At 47.6% G+C, this 16,526-nt stretch carries 16 protein-coding genes; 12 read left to right on the top strand and 4 right to left on the bottom strand.

The genetic code is table 11. The features are described from left to right. Positions 1-122 precede the first annotated feature (122 nt). Positions 123-722 (top strand): YkzI domain-containing protein, encoded by a 600-nt coding sequence (locus tag NLBNIHML_RS07685; protein WP_339235755.1) that lies wholly within the window; start codon positions 123-125, stop codon positions 720-722. Positions 723-827: 105 nt separating this feature from the next. On the opposite strand, the gene NLBNIHML_RS07680 is transcribed toward NLBNIHML_RS07685, so the two are convergent. Continuing rightward, positions 828-1,433 carry a suppressor of fused domain protein gene (locus tag NLBNIHML_RS07680; protein WP_494354115.1) on the bottom strand — a complete coding sequence of 202 codons (606 nt, stop codon included), beginning with the start codon at positions 1,431-1,433 and terminating at the stop codon, positions 828-830. Positions 1,434-1,695: 262 nt separating this feature from the next. On the opposite strand from NLBNIHML_RS07680, the gene gnd reads away from it, so the two are divergent. Both gnd and NLBNIHML_RS07670 read left to right on the top strand, forming a co-directional pair. Further along, entirely contained in the window at positions 1,696-3,105 is a 1,410-nt protein-coding gene (gnd, locus tag NLBNIHML_RS07675; protein WP_339256345.1) for an NADP-dependent phosphogluconate dehydrogenase, read from the top strand. A 201-nt stretch (positions 3,106-3,306) separates the two neighbouring features. After that, complete coding sequence (locus NLBNIHML_RS07670) at positions 3,307-3,816, top strand: shikimate kinase (protein ID WP_339235747.1); 510 nt, start codon at positions 3,307-3,309, stop codon at positions 3,814-3,816. Positions 3,817-3,953: 137 nt separating this feature from the next. On the opposite strand, the gene NLBNIHML_RS07665 is transcribed toward NLBNIHML_RS07670, so the two are convergent. Then, positions 3,954-4,259 (bottom strand): rhodanese-like domain-containing protein, encoded by a 306-nt coding sequence (locus tag NLBNIHML_RS07665; RefSeq protein WP_017687407.1) that lies wholly within the window; start codon positions 4,257-4,259, stop codon positions 3,954-3,956. Between the two features lie 106 nt (positions 4,260-4,365). Here NLBNIHML_RS07665 and aroA point away from each other — a divergent pair, with 106 nt between their 5' ends. From aroA to ptsP, 4 genes are all read left to right on the top strand, one after another. Beyond that, positions 4,366-5,661, top strand: a complete 1,296-nt coding sequence (gene aroA / locus NLBNIHML_RS07660; protein WP_494354114.1) for a 3-phosphoshikimate 1-carboxyvinyltransferase — start codon at positions 4,366-4,368, stop codon at positions 5,659-5,661. A 59-nt stretch (positions 5,662-5,720) separates the two neighbouring features. Beyond that, positions 5,721-6,155, top strand: a complete 435-nt coding sequence (locus NLBNIHML_RS07655; RefSeq protein ID WP_494354113.1) for a CoA-binding protein — start codon at positions 5,721-5,723, stop codon at positions 6,153-6,155. 197 nt (positions 6,156-6,352) lie between these two features. After that, positions 6,353-8,233, top strand: coding sequence for a glucose PTS transporter subunit IIA (locus tag NLBNIHML_RS07650; RefSeq protein ID WP_339256344.1), 1,881 nt, complete (start codon positions 6,353-6,355; stop codon positions 8,231-8,233). Beyond that, on the top strand, positions 8,230-9,990 hold the full coding sequence (ptsP, locus tag NLBNIHML_RS07645; RefSeq protein ID WP_339235739.1) for a phosphoenolpyruvate--protein phosphotransferase: 1,761 nt from the start codon (positions 8,230-8,232) through the stop codon (positions 9,988-9,990). The genes NLBNIHML_RS07650 and ptsP overlap by 4 nt, the downstream gene beginning before the upstream one ends. Positions 9,991-10,110: 120 nt before the next feature. Here ptsP and NLBNIHML_RS07640 read toward each other — a convergent pair whose 3' ends face one another. Next, positions 10,111-10,635, bottom strand: coding sequence for a type 1 glutamine amidotransferase domain-containing protein (locus NLBNIHML_RS07640; RefSeq protein WP_494354112.1), 525 nt, complete (start codon positions 10,633-10,635; stop codon positions 10,111-10,113). 274 nt (positions 10,636-10,909) lie between these two features. On the opposite strand from NLBNIHML_RS07640, the gene NLBNIHML_RS07635 reads away from it, so the two are divergent. The 4 genes from NLBNIHML_RS07635 to NLBNIHML_RS07620 all read left to right on the top strand — a co-directional run bounded on the left by NLBNIHML_RS07635 (position 10,910) and on the right by NLBNIHML_RS07620 (position 13,715). Beyond that, positions 10,910-11,323: a hypothetical protein gene (locus NLBNIHML_RS07635; protein WP_339235734.1), complete on the top strand. Its 414-nt coding sequence runs from the start codon at positions 10,910-10,912 to the stop codon at positions 11,321-11,323. A gap of 122 nt (positions 11,324-11,445) precedes the next feature. Beyond that, positions 11,446-11,793 carry a bacillithiol system redox-active protein YtxJ gene (gene ytxJ, locus NLBNIHML_RS07630; protein WP_494354111.1) on the top strand — a complete coding sequence of 116 codons (348 nt, stop codon included), beginning with the start codon at positions 11,446-11,448 and terminating at the stop codon, positions 11,791-11,793. Between the two features lie 92 nt (positions 11,794-11,885). After that, positions 11,886-12,899: a catabolite control protein A gene (ccpA, locus tag NLBNIHML_RS07625; protein ID WP_036614690.1), complete on the top strand. Its 1,014-nt coding sequence runs from the start codon at positions 11,886-11,888 to the stop codon at positions 12,897-12,899. Between the two features lie 120 nt (positions 12,900-13,019). Next, entirely contained in the window at positions 13,020-13,715 is a 696-nt protein-coding gene (locus tag NLBNIHML_RS07620; RefSeq protein ID WP_339235730.1) for a 5'-methylthioadenosine/adenosylhomocysteine nucleosidase, read from the top strand. A 109-nt stretch (positions 13,716-13,824) separates the two neighbouring features. Here the strand turns inward: NLBNIHML_RS07620 and NLBNIHML_RS07615 are convergent, their stop codons facing one another. After that, positions 13,825-14,457 (bottom strand): GNAT family N-acetyltransferase, encoded by a 633-nt coding sequence (locus tag NLBNIHML_RS07615; protein ID WP_339256341.1) that lies wholly within the window; start codon positions 14,455-14,457, stop codon positions 13,825-13,827. A gap of 296 nt (positions 14,458-14,753) precedes the next feature. On the opposite strand from NLBNIHML_RS07615, the gene acsA reads away from it, so the two are divergent. Further along, positions 14,754-16,478: an acetate--CoA ligase gene (gene acsA, locus NLBNIHML_RS07610; protein WP_339235726.1), complete on the top strand. Its 1,725-nt coding sequence runs from the start codon at positions 14,754-14,756 to the stop codon at positions 16,476-16,478. Positions 16,479-16,526: the final 48 nt, after the last annotated feature.

Here is a 16,526-nt window from a genome sequence, read left to right as displayed (position 1 = left end):
AAAAATAGTCAAATAACCAAGTACCCTTACATAAAATGAAGTATAAAATAGGGTAAGCCGATTGAGTAGAAGCGATTGAAGACGAGGGCCGGAGCAGATCCGGTACAGATGGAGGGAGTGCCGTGAATAAGAGTTATGAAGTTGAATATTGCAATCTGGAGCTGCGGTTCAACCGTCGGCATATCCAAAATTTGATCAGAGACCTTATTCGTGAGGGATATTCACTATATTGGAGCGAGGACGAATCCTTTTTTATACTGTCAGTCCGGACCGGCCGCAAGCTGGTAAAGCTCCGCTTTCAACAGACACGCACGGGGAACTATAAGATGACTGGGGATTACATCATTAAGGACGCAAAGCTTGCAGAATGGCTGGAGAAGCTGATTGGAGATACACGCGGGCATGCAGTTGTGAAGCGGTTTAAGGATCAGCAGATGACGGTGGAGAACATTTTATTCGGTGAAGTGATTCGCCTCGTGGAGGTTTCCGGGTTCAAGCAACGTGTAATCTTTCAAAAAGAACCTGCGCCGACGGCGGAAGAGATGGAAGAAATGTTCCTCTCGCGCGAGGGCGAGGAAAGGCTCATGTTGTTGCGCATGGAAGTGGACGATGAACTGGAGCGCCTCCACACTGCCATACAGACGGATAATGTAGACAAAGCAAATGCTTGCCGTGAAGTCTTAAAACAACTGTCCGGACATCTATTAATGTTGGAAGGTTGAGGAACGGTTAACGCTGCAAGGTGAATGAAAACTGCTCTCGAAAAAAACATCAACTCATATCCAAACCCTGGCGCAAGCCAGGGTTTTATTTGTATGTAGAGGGCATTAGGGACGACAAGGGTCAATGATAGAGTGTTCCGAGCTTTCAATGAAGGCATCGAATTCATCCAATCCTACGGATAACAAGAGATTGGCTTCATATGAGGTGATGGGGATGGCCCATAGTAACGGAATCGTTTCATGGCCAACGTATATCTGTTCCAGGGATTCGCTTTCACCTCGCAATTCATCGAGAAGAAAGGCGGTCGCATTCCATCGGGCTGGTGCTAATTCGCTCGGTGTCATCACACGCGGAACCGTTGAATCCTGTACATTTTCGATATGATGGGAGATCAGATCGGCCATATAGGTATTTACACGCTCCACAGTCTCACCACCGAGATTGGATTGCAGCGCGAGCATCCACTCCGACGCGACCTTCTCTCCTGATGGACGACATGCCTGAGACAATCCGACTGTTGCGAATCTGGCGATGTCTGCATGCGCGGTGGGAGGGAAATAATAAATTTCGATATAAATGCCTCGGTTCGGCTTCGAAAGAACGGTTCTGAGCTCTGGCATACCCCATTCATGGATATAAGACCCCAGCAAAAAGGTTCTGCGAATATCCATTAAAAATTGTTCTTGCTTTGAAAGCTGTTCCCACGCCATGTGTTATGTTCCTCCTTCTTGAGTCCAGGTTCAATGGGTATGATTATACCATCAGATGTACAATATTGGATTACTTTGGTATGAGACAGAGTGATCCCCACTGTATTTATGAAAATACGATGAACACCTCAGCAGATTGGGGTGTTTTCTCGTTGCGTAGCTGTGTCACGGGGTTCACTTCTATACATAAAACCGTTAAAATGGGAGTATTGTTGAGAATTTATTTCAATAAAATTAATTGGAGCAAAGGATGGAGGACCAGATGACAAAACAACAAATTGGCGTGATTGGCCTGGCTGTCATGGGCAAAAATTTGGCCCTTAACATTGAAAGCAAAGGTTTCTCAGTATCGGTATATAACCGTTCCCCCGAGAAAACCAATGATCTTCTGAAAGAAGCTGAAGGTAAAAACCTGACAGGTTCATTCTCCATTGAAGAGTTCGTAGCATCCCTGGAATCCCCGCGCAAAATTTTGATCATGGTACAAGCAGGCAAAGCGACCGACGCTACCATTGAACAACTGCTTCCTCACCTGGATGAGGGTGATATCATCATCGATGGAGGAAACGCATACTTCCCTGACACGCAACGTCGCAGTAAAGAGTTGGAAGACAAAGGCATTCGCTTCATCGGTACAGGTGTATCCGGTGGTGAAGAAGGCGCACTGAAAGGCCCTTCCATCATGCCTGGTGGACAGGAAAGTGCCTATAAACTGGTTGAACCGATCCTGACGGCGATTTCAGCCCATGTCGGTGACGATCCATGTTGTACATATATTGGACCTGATGGTGCCGGACACTATGTGAAAATGGTGCATAACGGTATTGAGTACGGAGATATGCAGTTGATCGGTGAAGCGTACCACTTGCTCAAATCCGTATTGAACGTTTCCGTTGAAGAGCTTCATGCGATCTTTACGGAATGGAATCAAGGAGAGCTGGATAGTTATCTGATCGAAATCACAGCAGATATCTTCTCCAAATATGATCCAGAAACAGGCAAACCAATGGTTGACGTTATTCTGGACGCGGCAGGACAAAAAGGAACTGGTAAATGGACAAGCCAAAGTGCGCTGGATCTCGGCGTTCCATTGTCCATGATTACAGAATCCGTATTCTCCCGTTTCCTGTCTGCCATGAAGGACGAGCGTGTAGCAGCTAGCAAAATCCTGAGTGGACCAGCAACTGAAGCATTCTCTGGCGACAAAAAAGCGTTCATCGAGAACGTTCGTAAAGCATTGTTTGCAAGTAAAATCGTATCCTATGCACAAGGATTTGCACAAATGCGTGCAGCTTCCGATGAGTATGGCTGGGATCTGAAATACGGCAACATTGCCATGATCTTCCGCGGTGGATGTATCATCCGTTCGCAGTTCCTGCAAAACATCAAGGAAGCTTATGATAAAGACGCAGCTCTGAAAAACTTGCTCTTGGATCCTTACTTCCAAAACATCGTTGAGTCATATCAAGGCGCATGGCGTGAAGTTGTAGCGGCTGCTGTAAAACAGGGTGTTCCCGTACCTGGTTTCTCCAGTGCATTGTCTTACTACGACAGCTACCGTACAGAGCGTTTGCCAGCAAACTTGCTGCAAGCACAACGTGACTACTTTGGTGCTCACACGTTCAAACGTGTGGACAAAGAAGGCAGCTTCCACCACAACTGGATGGAGTAGTACCACCTATACGAATCGATGAGATTTGGGTTGAGCGTCTTAAAGTGGCAGATTTGGCCTGCTAAGAGGCTTAAAAGAGGTTTGGCGTTCCGGTGATTGCCGGTTAACGCCAGGCCTCTTTTGGTCTTTCCCAGTCCGCAGGGCTGTGTTATGATAGGACAAAAGTGCTCACGAATTGCTTGAATTAAAGGAGTGTACACCTTGAGCAAGTCTAACAATATTATTCTCATCGGCATGATGGGAACCGGCAAATCAACCGTCGCTGACATGCTCGCCCGCGAGCTTGGTTACCGATTGATTGATGTGGACGCCGCGGTGGAAAAAGAAGAAGGCTGTGCGATTCCGGAACTGTTCACCAGCAAGGGAGAGACATATTTCCGTGATGCCGAGAGCCGCATGCTGTGTTCGGTACTGGAGAAAAAGTCACAGGTCATAGCGACCGGAGGTGGCGTGGTGCTGCGTTCGGATAATTGTGACGTGATGTTGGAAAATGGTTGGGTTGTTGCTCTGACTGCTGATCCGGCAGTGATTGTGGAGCGTGTTAGCGGCTGCGACAATCGTCCACTTCTTGCAGGAAATGCGGAGGAACGCATCAAGACGATAATGGAAGAGCGGAAAGACGCATACCGGTTCGCACATTATACGGTGGATACAACCGAGTTATCCGCTGCTGAAGTGACTCGTTTAATTTTAGCGCATTACCGCGTCTAAGCTTGTTATCATCGAAGTTGATGGTTGATAGATGTTGGCAGATATAACAAAACGGGCCATATTGGCCCGTTCGTTTCTAGGAGCAGAGTAGGTTAGAGGTCTAAAGTTACTATGACTTCGATCCGCTCCACATTACTCTAGTCTTCCTGTTGCCACTGAAGCATACCGCCGACCATGTTTGTACAGCCTTCGTATCCCAGTTGCTGCAGATATTCACAGGCACGCTCACTGCGGTAACCGCTACGACAGATGATTACGATCTCGCCTGATTTTTCAATCTCAGACAATCGGTCCGGAATCTGTCCAAGCGGGATATGCTTGGCTCCTTCGATCATGCCTTGCGCCACTTCATCGTCCTCGCGGACGTCTATCATCTGCAGCTTCTCTCCCGCCTGTAAACGGCGGCGCAGCTCAGACGTTTCAATTTCAGCTATTTGTGTCATATTCAGGTCCTCTTTTCTGTATGGACTTAACGCCTATAATGATACCCAAGCGATGCACGGAATGTCAATTTGGCGACAATATAATCAATGAAGGAGAATTTCATCCATGGACGTTATTGTTAAACCAACCCCCACTCTGAACGGGGAAATCGGGGCTCTGTCCTCCAAAAACTACACTACCCGCTATTTGCTGGCTGCTGCGCTGGCAGAAGGCACAAGTACCATTCATTTCCCGGCACACAGTGAAGACAGTGACGCCATGCGCAGATGTATTCGTGATCTTGGGGCTGAACTTGAAGAAGACGACAGCAAGATTGTGATCAAGGGCTTCGGCAGTCATCCCCGTGATGTGCGTGAGTTGAATGTGGGGAATGCGGGTGCTGTACTTCGTTTCCTCATGGGAGTTACAGCGCTCTGTCCAGACGTTACATTTGTAAATACGTACCCGGATTCGCTGGGTAAACGTCCGCATGATGACCTTATCGATGCGCTTGGTCAACTGGGTGTAGAAGTACAGCACGAACAAGGACGCCTGCCGATTACAATCAAAGGTGGCAATGCCAAGGGTGGACACATCCGTGTATCCGGCTCCGTCAGCTCCCAGTATCTGAGCGCATTGCTGTTTGTTACGCCTTTGCTTGCAGAAGACAGCACCATTGAAGTGCTGAATGACCTGAAGTCCAAGGTCGTTATTGGACAGACGCTGGAAGTGCTGGAGCAAGCAGGCATCGTTATCCATGCAAGTGATGATTACATGTCCTTCCGTGTACCAGGTGGACAGGCATACCAGCCAACGACTTATACCGTACAAGGGGATTACCCTGGATCAGCAGCAGTTCTTGCTGCAGCAGCGGTTACACAGTCTGATGTGAAAATTCTGCGCCTGATGGAGCAGAGCAAACAGGGCGAACGTGCCATCGTTGACGTGCTGCGCATGATGGAAGTGCCATTGACACATGAGAACGATGTCGTACACGTTCAAGGAAATGGCAGACTGAAAGCTATCGAATTCGACGGGGATGCCGCAACGGACGCGGTTTTGGCTATGGTAGCCGCAGCTGTGTTTGCGGAAGGCACTTCTCGGTTCTATAATGTAGAGAACCTGCGTTACAAGGAATGTGACCGAATCACCGATTACTTGAACGAACTGCGGAAGGCAGGAGCGAACGTTGAAGAGCGTCAAGCTGAGATTATCGTACACGGACGTCCGGAAGGTGTTGAAGGCGGCGTTGAGATTAACGCTCACTTCGATCATCGCGTAATTATGGCGCTCACTGTTGTCGGTCTGCGTTCCAAGGAGCCGCTTCGTATTCGGGATGCACACCATGTAGCCAAGTCTTATCCGCAATATTTCGATCATTTGCAGGCGCTTGGCGCCTCGGTTCAATGGGTAAAAGAGTAAATAGCTGAGAATCAGTCTTTTGAACACGCACTTTAATCAGAAAAGGATGGTGCTTGAACATGGAATTTAACAACCCTACTCGTGAAGAAATTGGACAACTTTTGCGCAAAGCAGGCAACATCGCAGTCGTCGGCTTGTCAGACAAATCAGATCGCACTTCCTATATGGTGGCTGAAGCCATGCAGAGCAGAGGCTACCGCATTATCCCGGTTAACCCACAGGTACAAGGTGAAATTCTTGGAGAGACGGTATATGCTACGCTTGCGGATATTCCGGAGCCAGTAGACATCGTCAATGTGTTTCGTCGCGATGAGTTCTGTGCCAATGTAGCTCGTGAAGCTGCTGCCATCAAAGCCAATGTCCTGTGGCTTCAACTTGGCATCCATAGTGATGAGGCGGTTCAGATTGCGGCGGAGAACGGCATGACAGCAGTAACGAATCGTTGTATCAAGGTAGAGGATTCCATCGTTCTGCGCGGCGCTGGACGTGGCTGAGAGGCCTGTTCATCTCGGATCGGTTAATATCCTGATCTGACCCAATTGAATGATTGCAGGATAGATCCCGTTAACTTTGAAGTTGACGGGATTTTTTCTGTTCTATTTTTGCTATATAAAAGACCAATGGGTTACTGTTTTGCTTTGACAAAACGTTGCGCAAAGCTTACCATCTAGGATAGAAAGGAGAGGTCGCCATGAATTGGCTCGGATCCTTGCAGCAGCTCGGACGAGCGGTAATGCTGCCTACAATGGTCCTGCCCGCCGCCGCAATTTTGCTCAGTGTTGGCAGTCTGCCTTGGGACGCCTGGGGATTAAGTGTTGTCGGTGAAGTGTCTACCGTGGCCGGACACGGCATTTTTTATTTTTTGCCGTATTTGTTCGCTGTCGGTGTAGCACTGGGACTCTCCAACCAGGCCGGACAAGCGGGACTTGCTGCTCTGGCTGGTATCGTGATATATGATCAGGTGACTCGGAACTTTGGTGACGGCACCGTTCAGCCCGCTTCCTTAATCGGAATCATACTCGGCGCGCTTGCCGGTGGGATGCATAATCGGTTTAAAAGCATTAAACTGCCCGAAATTTTACAATTTTTCGGAGGTTCAAGGTTTGTTTTGCTCATCGTCGGACTCTGTTCGGCATTGTTCTCCTGCTTTATGTTATGGCTCGCTCCAATTTTACAGCATGGATTGAACGCCATTGCCACATGGGAATACAGTCTCGGCGGTTTTGGATTGTTCATCTACGGGGTGTTATACAGGGTGCTGGTCGCTTTTGGACTTCATCATCTGCTTAACAATGTATTTTGGTTCCAGTTAGGAACATTCGAAACACCTGATGGTAACATTGTACAAGGGGATTTGCCCCGATTTTTTGCAGGAGACCCCACCGCAGGATTCTTTATGGCGGGTTTGTTTCCCATCATGATGTTTGCCATTCCGGCAATAGCCTTTGCTATAATTCAGGAAGCTAGGGAAGATCTGAAACCGAAAATCAAGAAAACTTTTCTGACATCGGCACTCGTTTGTTTTCTAACCGGGGTATCGGAACAGATTGAGTTTGCTTTTTTGTTCGCCGCACCTTATCTGTTCATCGTGCATGCAGTCATGTCCGGTGTTGCGATGTGGATCAGTTACTGGCTCGATATCCGGCATGGATTTTCGTACTCCGCAGGTATTATTGATTACATACTCAATTTCCATCTATCGGAGAATGCTTGGAAGCTCATTCCGATTGGCATACTATATGGGCTGGTTTATTACTTCCTGTTCCGATGGGCGATTCGTACGTTCAAGATTCCAACACCAGGACGTGAAGAGGGCTCCATGCTGGAAGATTGGGTAGGCAACATTCCTTATCAGGCACCTCTAATCCTCGAAGCATTGGGTGGGAAGAGTAATATTGTACAGGTTGAGGCATGTATTACACGTCTTCGCCTGACCGTGCATGATGACCGCCTGATCGACACGGGTGCCATGAAGAGTATGGGGTCCGCTGGATTAATCAAGCTGGGTGGCGGTAACGTACAGGTGGTATTTGGTACCTATTCGGAATTGATTCGGGAAGAGATCGCGAAGCTATTGGAAAGAGATCTGCAACAGGTTCTGTTCTGTGCTCCCGTTCAGGGAAAAATGTTACCCATTGAAGAGGTGCCGGATCAGATTTTTGCAGCCAAGCTTGTTGGGGATGGAGTAGCCTTTGTTCCAGAACGCGGAGAGCTGGTATCACCGGTGTATGGAACGATTATGCACTTGTATCCGACCATGCATGCCTTGGGGATTTCCACCCGAGAGGGGCTTGAGGTGTTACTGCATATCGGCATTGATACCTCTCAGTTAAAAGGCCATTTTGAAGCTTTTGTTCAGGAGGGCGATACGGTGGAGCCAGGGCAGTTGTTGATCAAGTTTGATCTTGCGGTACTTCGCGAGCAAGCGGCGTCACTGACAACCCCAATGGTAATTACGAATCCCGATCGAGTAAAATCATGGAGCTTTGCTCCATTTAAGCAAGTGAAGAAAGGTCAGGCATCCGTCATGTCCGTGGTGCTCTATGACAGGAACGTTGGAGGGGTAGAATGAAGATACAAGGCATCAACGGAGCTGCAGGCATAGCCATCGGCAAAGCATTTGTCCTGCCCAGTTGGGAATGGGATCTGCCGGATCAGAAGATGGATTCGGTAGATCTCGCCCAAGAGTTCGAACGGCTGTATGAGGGCATACGGACATCTAAGGATGAGATTGAATATATCAAGAATGAGTTCAAGGAAGTCGTGGGGCCGGAGGAGTCCAGTATTTTTGATGCACATCTGGCCATCCTCGAGGATCCAGTATTCATGAACGAAATTCGGGGCATTATCGAGCGTCAGTACAAGGCGGCAGAAGTGGCAGTCAAAGAAGCCATAGACCATTTTGTCACGATGTTTGACTTGCTGGAAGACGAGTATATGAAGGAGCGGGCCATTGACATCAAGGATGTAGGTAATCGTCTGCTCAAGCATCTGCTTGGTGCACCGGAGATTACACTCCCTTCGGATACACAGCCGTATGTACTTGTTGCCAAAGAACTATCGCCATCTCAATTAGCACATCTGAATCCCAGTCATGTCCTGGGCATTGTAACCTTGATTGGCGGGAAGACATCACATTCTGCAATAATGGCTCGTGCGCTTGGCATTCCTCTCGTTTCCGGTCTGGAAGCGAGTCTTGGCATGCCGGTTGAGACTGGTGATATGCTTGTGGTGGATGGTGATAATGGCTTGGTATTTACCGACCCGGATCGCAAGACAATTGAACGGTATACCATGCTTCGCAGCAAACAGCTGAAGAAAAAAGAACAACTTCAGGTGCTTGCTACGGTGGATGCTGTAACCAAAGACGGGGCTATATTACACCTCGCTTCCAATATCAGTTCGGTGAAGGAACTGGATCTGGCTTTGAAACATGGAGCCAAGGGCGTAGGCTTGTTCCGGACAGAGTTTCTATATATGGATCGGGCTACATTTCCGGGTGAGCAGGAGCAGTATGAGGTGTACCGCCTTGTGGCAGAGAAGACGGCAGGACAATCCGTTGTCATTCGTACTCTGGATATCGGTGGTGACAAGCAACTGGATTACTTCGAATTGCCGGAAGAAGACAATCCGTTTCTGGGTTACCGTGCAATACGAATTAGTCTGGACCGTAAGGACCTGTTCAAAACACAGCTTACAGCCATTCTGCGTGCCAGCGCTGCTGGCAATGTGAAAATCATGTACCCGATGATCTCTTCGGTGGAAGAGCTGCAACAAGCCAATGAGATTCTTCGTGAGGCGATGTCCGATCTGGACGAGCGGGGATTATCATACGACCCTCATATTCAGGTGGGGATCATGATTGAAGTTCCTGCAGCGGTGATGATTGCTGATCTGCTGGCGGAGGAGGCGGATTTCTTCAGTATAGGAACGAACGATCTGGTTCAATATGTACTGGCAGTAGATCGAATGAATGAGCAGATCGCTCATATGTATCATCCTTATCATCCGGCTGTTCTGCGGATGCTTCGTGCCACAGCGGATGCGGCGCATACGGCAGGAATTGATGTTAGTGTATGCGGAGAGATGGCAGGGGACGAGCGTGCCATTCCGCTTTGGCTGGAGCTTGGTATTCGCCACTTGAGTATGTCTCCGCAATCTCTGTTGCGTGTGAAGCACAGAGTGCTGAACACAACAGCATCGGACGCCAAAGAAGAAGCTCGAAAGTGCTTCGCCCTGCGGACCAGCGGAGATATTGAGGAGCGATTGCAAGTCTTTAATGACTCCACAGGAAGCCCGGATGAACAAAGTGGTTCGAATGCATCGTGATTGGGATGATTGGATATAAATACCTTTAAGTTAATATATTTACATTAGTGATAATTATTTGTTGGAAAGCTTGTTATATAAAATAACCCCACTGTGTATGAGAGCACAGTGGGGTTATTTTTACTTGTCAGCGAGGGCATCACAGAATGCCTTACCGTAAGGTGGAAGGTCCGGTGGTCGACGTGCCGAGATGATATGTCCATCAACAACAACCGCTTCATCTTTCCAGATCGCACCTGCATTTTCCATGTCATCCCGAATGCCTGGTGTAGAGGTTACCGTAACTCCGTCCAGAATTTTGGCAGAGATTAGTACCCATCCTGCATGACAGATCTGTCCAATCGGTTTCCGGTCTGCATTCATTTCCTTCACGAGGTCCAGAACTTTGGGATAACGACGCAGCTTATCTGGCGCCCAGCCGCCTGGTACAAGAATGCCATCGTACTCTGAACTGTCCAGTTCATCGAAACTATATTCAGCTTCAGCAGGCACACCGTATTTGCCGATATAGGTTTTTCCTTTTTTCTCTCCAGCAAGATGCACTTCTGCACCTTCTTCACGAACACGATGCACAGGGTACCATAATTCCAAATCCTCGAATTCTTCATCGACCAGAGCGATGACTTTTTTACCGGTTAATCTCATGTTCATCTCTCCTTTTGCTGTGATTAGGTATGTCGCGTCTCTAATTGTAACAGATTCTACAAGGGACTTCATGGTTGTGCATATGCAGTGTGGAGGAAGCGATTACAAGTCAGTAATTACCTGCATTCGACAACCTTCATCTGGAGGGAGTGGTAATTTGTGCAACCTTTCTTTTGCAGCAGGATTTGAGCCGAAATAGGTCGAATGGTACTTATATAGAGTATAGAACGAATGAGGTGAGGGTGTGCGCAAGTCGTGCAGATGTGGACATGTAATGGAGTTGGAATTAAGAACCGTAGTATACGCCAAAAAAGTGGAGATTCGAAACGTACCCGTATTTGCGTGTACAGACTGTGTATCATACGAAGTGCTTCCTCCGGTCAAGCCGGACTTAACAGAATGCATTAGTACATTGGGTGAACAGCCCGTGAAGCAGGACGTATCTTTTGGTGAACGTAATGAATTGGCAGACCTGTTTCATGAGCAACTGCTGGCCTGGCCGGATGCGACCGATCGGGAGATGCAATATCGGATGCAGCAAGCGGTAGAGGAACGTATCAATCTGTTGCTGGACATCATGGGTTACGCAACGAAGTCTGGAGATACTGTTTGGATAGAGACCACGGAGCGCAGGTTAAGTCAATTATCCGGATTTGTGTGGCAGGAGTACTTCTCGAATGCTGTCTAATTTTGACGTGCAAAATGTTTGTTTTCATGAAAATTGGCTTTTTCGCGCGCTTTTTGTTAAGATATCGAAGAGTGAAAACGCTCAACATAGCGGTATTCCTGGTAAAGGGGGATGTATATCTAATGGCTGACATGACTAAAATGACAAGTATTGAACAGCTAAACTCCGCAGTAGAGGCTACCGAGGATCAACCCTTGCTTCTGTTTAAGCACAGTACGCGCTGTCCGATCAGCTCGAACGCTTATCAGGAGATGAACGACTATTTGCATAATAATGCCAATGAAAATGTGAAATACGGTATCATCTATGTTGTGGAAGATAGCCCGGTATCGAATGAAGCAGCAGAGAAACTGGGTGTTAAGCATGAATCTCCACAGGCGATCCTGATTAAAAAGGGAATTCCTGTATGGCATACTTCCCATTCAGATATTACTAGAGCTACACTTACGAATGTTTTGAGTGAGTCCTAAAGCCTATTTTAATTGATTAATGCAAAAATTTGTCGTAATATAAATCTTAATGAAAATGGTATGAAAATTTACTGGTAATGGAGAGAAGTACTGTGACGGTAACCATTTATGATGTGGCACGTGAAGCTGGAGTGTCTATGGCAACGGTATCACGGGTAGTTAATAATAACCCTAATGTCAAACCGCAAACGCGGAAAAAAGTATATGAAGCCATCGAACGATTGGGATATCGTCCGAATGCGGTAGCCAGAGGTCTGGCAAGCAAGAAGACAACCACGGTCGGGGTTGTTATTCCGGATATTTCGAACTCAACCTTCGCGGAGATTGCCCGCGGAATTGAAGATATTGCGAATATGTATCACTACAACATTATTTTGTGTAATGCAGATAAGAAAAAAGAAAAAGAAATTCGTGTTATTAACACGTTGCTCGAAAAACAAGTGGACGGATTGCTCTTCATGGGCGGAACAGTAACAGACGAACACATTCAGGCGTTCCAGTCTGCCGCTGTGCCAATCGTACTTTGTGCAACGAGTGATGAGAAGGGTACATTCCCATCCGTGGATATTGACCACGAAGCAGCTGCATTTGATGCGGTAAACACCCTGATTCGTCATGGACACAAGGAAATTGCGATGATCAGTGGTACACTGCAAGATCCAGCGAATGGTTATGCCCGTTTCCAAGGATACAAAAAAGCACTGGAAGCAGCCGGGATCGAATACCAGGAGGATCTTGTTCGAATCGGTAACTATCGGTATGAATCCGGTGTTGAAGCGATGAAATATTTCCTTGGACTCAAGAAAAAACCATCAGCTATCTTTGCTGCAACAGATGAAATGGCTATTGGTGCCATTCACAGCATTCAGGATGACGGCCTGAAAGTACCGGATGACTTCTCCATTATTAGTGTGGATAACATCCGTATGGCTTCCATGGTGCGTCCTCAGTTGACGACAGTGGCACAGCCAATGTACGATCTTGGCGCAGTTGCGATGCGTTTGCTGACCAAGCTGATGAAGAAGGAAAATGTGGAGAATCCACGGGTTATTTTGCCGCATGAAACGATTCTTCGTCTGTCTGTAAGTCATGCAGATGTAGTGTAATCGGGATTATATACAGGAAAGAGAGAAACCTCTCTCTCTACATAGTGGATATGCGAAAGCTCCGGAGACGGAGCTTTTGTGCTGAATGAGGTTGAAAGTGAAAACAGGAGGTATCAGAAGATGCGTGAAACGATTGGCATTATCGGAGCGATGGATGAGGAAGTAGCGCTTTTGCTTGCAGGTATGAAACAGCTTGAGACGGTCAAACAGACCGGGATTACATACGTTGCAGGCGAATGGCTGGGCAAGCAAATTGTCGTGTGCAAATCCGGCGTAGGTAAAGTAAATGCAGCGGTTACGACACAGATTTTGATTGATCGTTTTCAGGTGAATCGCATTATCTTCACAGGTGTTGCGGGGGCGGTTAACCCGGAGCTGAATATTGGAGATATGGTTATATCATCCGTATGTGTTCAGCACGACATGGATGTAACGCCATTGGGGTTCAAACGCGGGGTTATTCCTTACCAGGAGACATCTGCATTCCCTGCCGAGGCTTCGCTTATTACACTGGCTGAAGAGGCATGTAAAGCGCTGGGGGCCCATTATTTGATTGGTAAAGTATTATCGGGAGACCAGTTTATTGCCAATAAAGATACCGTTAACATGTTATATACCGAAATGGACGGTGCATGTGCCGAAATGGAAGGGGCAGCAGTCGCTCAGGTTTGTTACATGAATCGTGTACCATTTGTTGTCCTGCGTGGAATGTCAGATAAAGCGGATGGCTCGGCGCATGTCAACTTTGCTGAATTTACCGTGGAATCTTCCCAGCGTTCGCATCGTATTGTGGAGCATATGTTAGAAAATATGTAAAGGCGCATCAAGAAAAACCGCTTATCGATTAGCTGTTCCATGAAGGATGGATCAAGCTTCGAGAGGCGGTTTTGGTTATGTATATCGTTTTTTCGAACAGATCATCGAATTAATACATGAACCGATGGCGGAAGCGTACACGATCAAACTGTTCTTCCGATGTGATCGGCACCTGACTTCCGATACGTACCATCAAACAGTTTGCAGGATGTGAACATATTTCAGGGTCGTCTGTTGCATACCAAGTCATATCGATCGTTTGCATCAGCTTCTCCATCATCTTGCGATAATCCCATACATTCAGTCCGCTGCCCTTCAGATCCCAATGCCAATAATATTCTGTGGTGAAAATAATATAGTTCTCCATGTATTTATCTTCCAGAGCCGTAAGCAACATCTCACGTCCAATGCCAAGCGAGCGATAGTCGTCCGCAACCTCGATTGCCCCAAGCTCTATCAGATCAGTCATATTGCCCTCGGACCAGCGTTCACAATCATCCGCATAGTGAAAGGTTACATAACCGATAATCGTTTCATTTTCATGTGCAATGATAATTCGCCCTTCAGGTAATGCTGCGATCTCGGCCAGAGCTTCCTGCTGCTCCGTTGGTCGCCGAAAGGCATCCAGATCCGGATGGAAGGCAAGACGGGTAATCTCCTCGGCCTGCACGGGGCCTTCAACAGTAATGTGGTGCCCGGACTTGAAGATGGAACGCATATGATGTTCTTTGATATGTTCCATGGTTCATGCTCCTCTCTCTCCCTACTTATAGAGGTTGTTCAAAGTGTCAGCTATAGCAAAAATCCAAAAAATTGAAAAGCCATAGACGACAATTGAAAAGATTTGCTATAATTGCGTAGACAAAAAATGTTCACAATTCAATACAGTATGGTTAACATCTGTTTGGCCGAGCAAGTACATGATGAGAAGTTCTCTCTACTAATGTAAGCGCTAACTGGAAGTTCAGTCAACACAAAGGCAATGAGAATTGAGCCCTAACGGGAATCGAAATGTCGAGTTGAAGGAGGCTGGCAAGCATGAGTCAAGCACATGGTGAGATGCTGCAAACGGTTGTGTCTGAATCTAATCTGGGCGATTACACGGAGGCGAGAAGCCGGTTCGATTGGGAATCGGTGGAACAGCATTTTACGTGGCACGCCAGCGGAAAAGTAAACATGGCGCATGAAGCGATTGATCGTCATGTACTGGAAGGAAGGGGCGGCAAAACCGCTTTATTGTATAGCGATGCTTCACGTGAAGAGGCCTATACTTTTGCTGATCTGAGTGAACAGTCGAGTCGGTTCGGGAACGTTCTCCGCAAATATGGCATAGCCAAAGGAGAGCGGGTATTTATTTTTATGCCTCGAAGTCCTGAACTGTATTTTAGTCTGCTGGGAATATTGAAAGCTGGAGCCATCGCGGGCCCGTTGTTCGAAGCATTTATGGAAACGGCAGTGAAGGATCGGCTGGAGGATAGCGGAGCAGTAGCGCTCGTCACAACTCCGGAATTATTGAAACGCATCAAACGTTCCGAGTTGCCTGAACTCAAACATATCTTTATTGTGGGTGGAGGCGAGCAGACGGAAGAAGGACTCATCGATTTTGATGCAGAGATGTCTGCCGCTTCGGATGAGATGGAAGTAGAGTGGTTGAATCGTGAGGATGGTTTGCTCATTCATTATACCTCAGGCTCTACGGGTAAACCCAAAGGGGTGTACCATGTTCAAAATGCCATGATTCAGCACTATTATACAGGTAAGGTTGTTCTGGATTTGCGTGAGGATGATGTGTACTGGTGCACGGCAGACCCGGGTTGGGTCACAGGGACTTCTTACGGTATCTTTGCTCCATGGCTCAACGGAGTGACCAATGTAATACGTGGCGGTCGTTTCAGTCCTCAAGATTGGTACAACACCATCCAGAAGAATAAAGTCACGATCTGGTACAGTGCACCAACGGCCTTCCGTATGCTGATGGGAGCTGGAGAAGAGACCATCGCCCAGTTTGATCTGAGCAGTCTGCGTCATGTCATGTCTGTCGGTGAACCGCTCAATCCGGAGGTTGTTCGTTGGGGATGGAAAGCCTATGGTCAGCGAATTCATGATACATGGTGGATGACGGAAACAGGTGCACAGCTGATCTGTAACTATCCCGGAATGCCGATCAAGCCTGGCTCCATGGGACGTCCGTTGCCTGGCATCCAAGCAGCCATTATTGATGATCGCGGACAGGAATTGCCGCCGTACAGTATGGGTAATCTGGCCATAAGGGCACCTTGGCCATCCATGATGGCCAAGATCTGGAATAACCCTGCGAAATACGAGGAGTATTTCAGGCTTACGGGCTGGTATGTATCCGGTGACTCTGCTTATATGGATGAAGAAGGATACTTCTGGTTCCAGGGACGGATTGATGATGTGATTAATTCGTCAGGAGAGCGCATCGGCCCCTTTGAGGTGGAGAGCAAGCTCGTAGAGCATCCTGCGGTGGCAGAGGCGGGTGTAATCGGTAAGCCGGATGTGACACGTGGGGAGATCATCAAAGCCTTTGTGGCGCTTCGTGAAGGATATGAGGCGACACCGGAGCTGAAAGAAGAGATTTACCGTTTTGTCAAAGAGGGCCTGTCTGCCCATGCTGCTCCGCGTGAGATCGAGTTCAAGGATAAACTGCCTAAGACACGTTCTGGCAAAATCATGCGCCGTGTGCTGAAAGCCTGGGAGCTAGATCTTCCGGCAGGAGATCTATCCACCATTGAAGACTAACGTTGATACTCTACGAAGCCAAATTCCGGTGACTCTATCAATGAGGAA

The organism is Paenibacillus sp. JNU01, from assembly GCF_059130585.1.
The sequence above is the reverse complement of the archived record's forward strand: the minus strand, read 5'-3'. Positions and strand labels throughout refer to the sequence as shown.

Excerpts from the sequence above, each read along its gene's own strand:
- NLBNIHML_RS07615 (WP_339256341.1), bottom strand. The coding sequence starts at position 14,457 with ATGGAACATATCAAAGAACATCATATGCGTTCCATCTTCAAGTCCGGG.
- NLBNIHML_RS07635 (WP_339235734.1), top strand. The coding sequence starts at position 10,910 with ATGGAGTTGGAATTAAGAACCGTAGTATACGCCAAAAAAGTGGAGATT.
- NLBNIHML_RS07655 (WP_494354113.1), top strand. The coding sequence starts at position 5,721 with ATGGAATTTAACAACCCTACTCGTGAAGAAATTGGACAACTTTTGCGC.
- gnd (WP_339256345.1), top strand. The coding sequence starts at position 1,696 with ATGACAAAACAACAAATTGGCGTGATTGGCCTGGCTGTCATGGGCAAA.
- ytxJ (WP_494354111.1), top strand. The coding sequence starts at position 11,446 with ATGGCTGACATGACTAAAATGACAAGTATTGAACAGCTAAACTCCGCA.
- NLBNIHML_RS07665 (WP_017687407.1), bottom strand. The coding sequence starts at position 4,259 with ATGACACAAATAGCTGAAATTGAAACGTCTGAGCTGCGCCGCCGTTTA.
- NLBNIHML_RS07620 (WP_339235730.1), top strand. The coding sequence starts at position 13,020 with ATGCGTGAAACGATTGGCATTATCGGAGCGATGGATGAGGAAGTAGCG.
- acsA (WP_339235726.1), top strand. The coding sequence starts at position 14,754 with ATGAGTCAAGCACATGGTGAGATGCTGCAAACGGTTGTGTCTGAATCT.
- NLBNIHML_RS07680 (WP_494354115.1), bottom strand. The coding sequence starts at position 1,433 with ATGGCGTGGGAACAGCTTTCAAAGCAAGAACAATTTTTAATGGATATT.
- NLBNIHML_RS07650 (WP_339256344.1), top strand. The coding sequence starts at position 6,353 with ATGAATTGGCTCGGATCCTTGCAGCAGCTCGGACGAGCGGTAATGCTG.
- NLBNIHML_RS07640 (WP_494354112.1), bottom strand. The coding sequence starts at position 10,635 with ATGAGATTAACCGGTAAAAAAGTCATCGCTCTGGTCGATGAAGAATTC.
- ptsP (WP_339235739.1), top strand. The coding sequence starts at position 8,230 with ATGAAGATACAAGGCATCAACGGAGCTGCAGGCATAGCCATCGGCAAA.
- aroA (WP_494354114.1), top strand. The coding sequence starts at position 4,366 with ATGGACGTTATTGTTAAACCAACCCCCACTCTGAACGGGGAAATCGGG.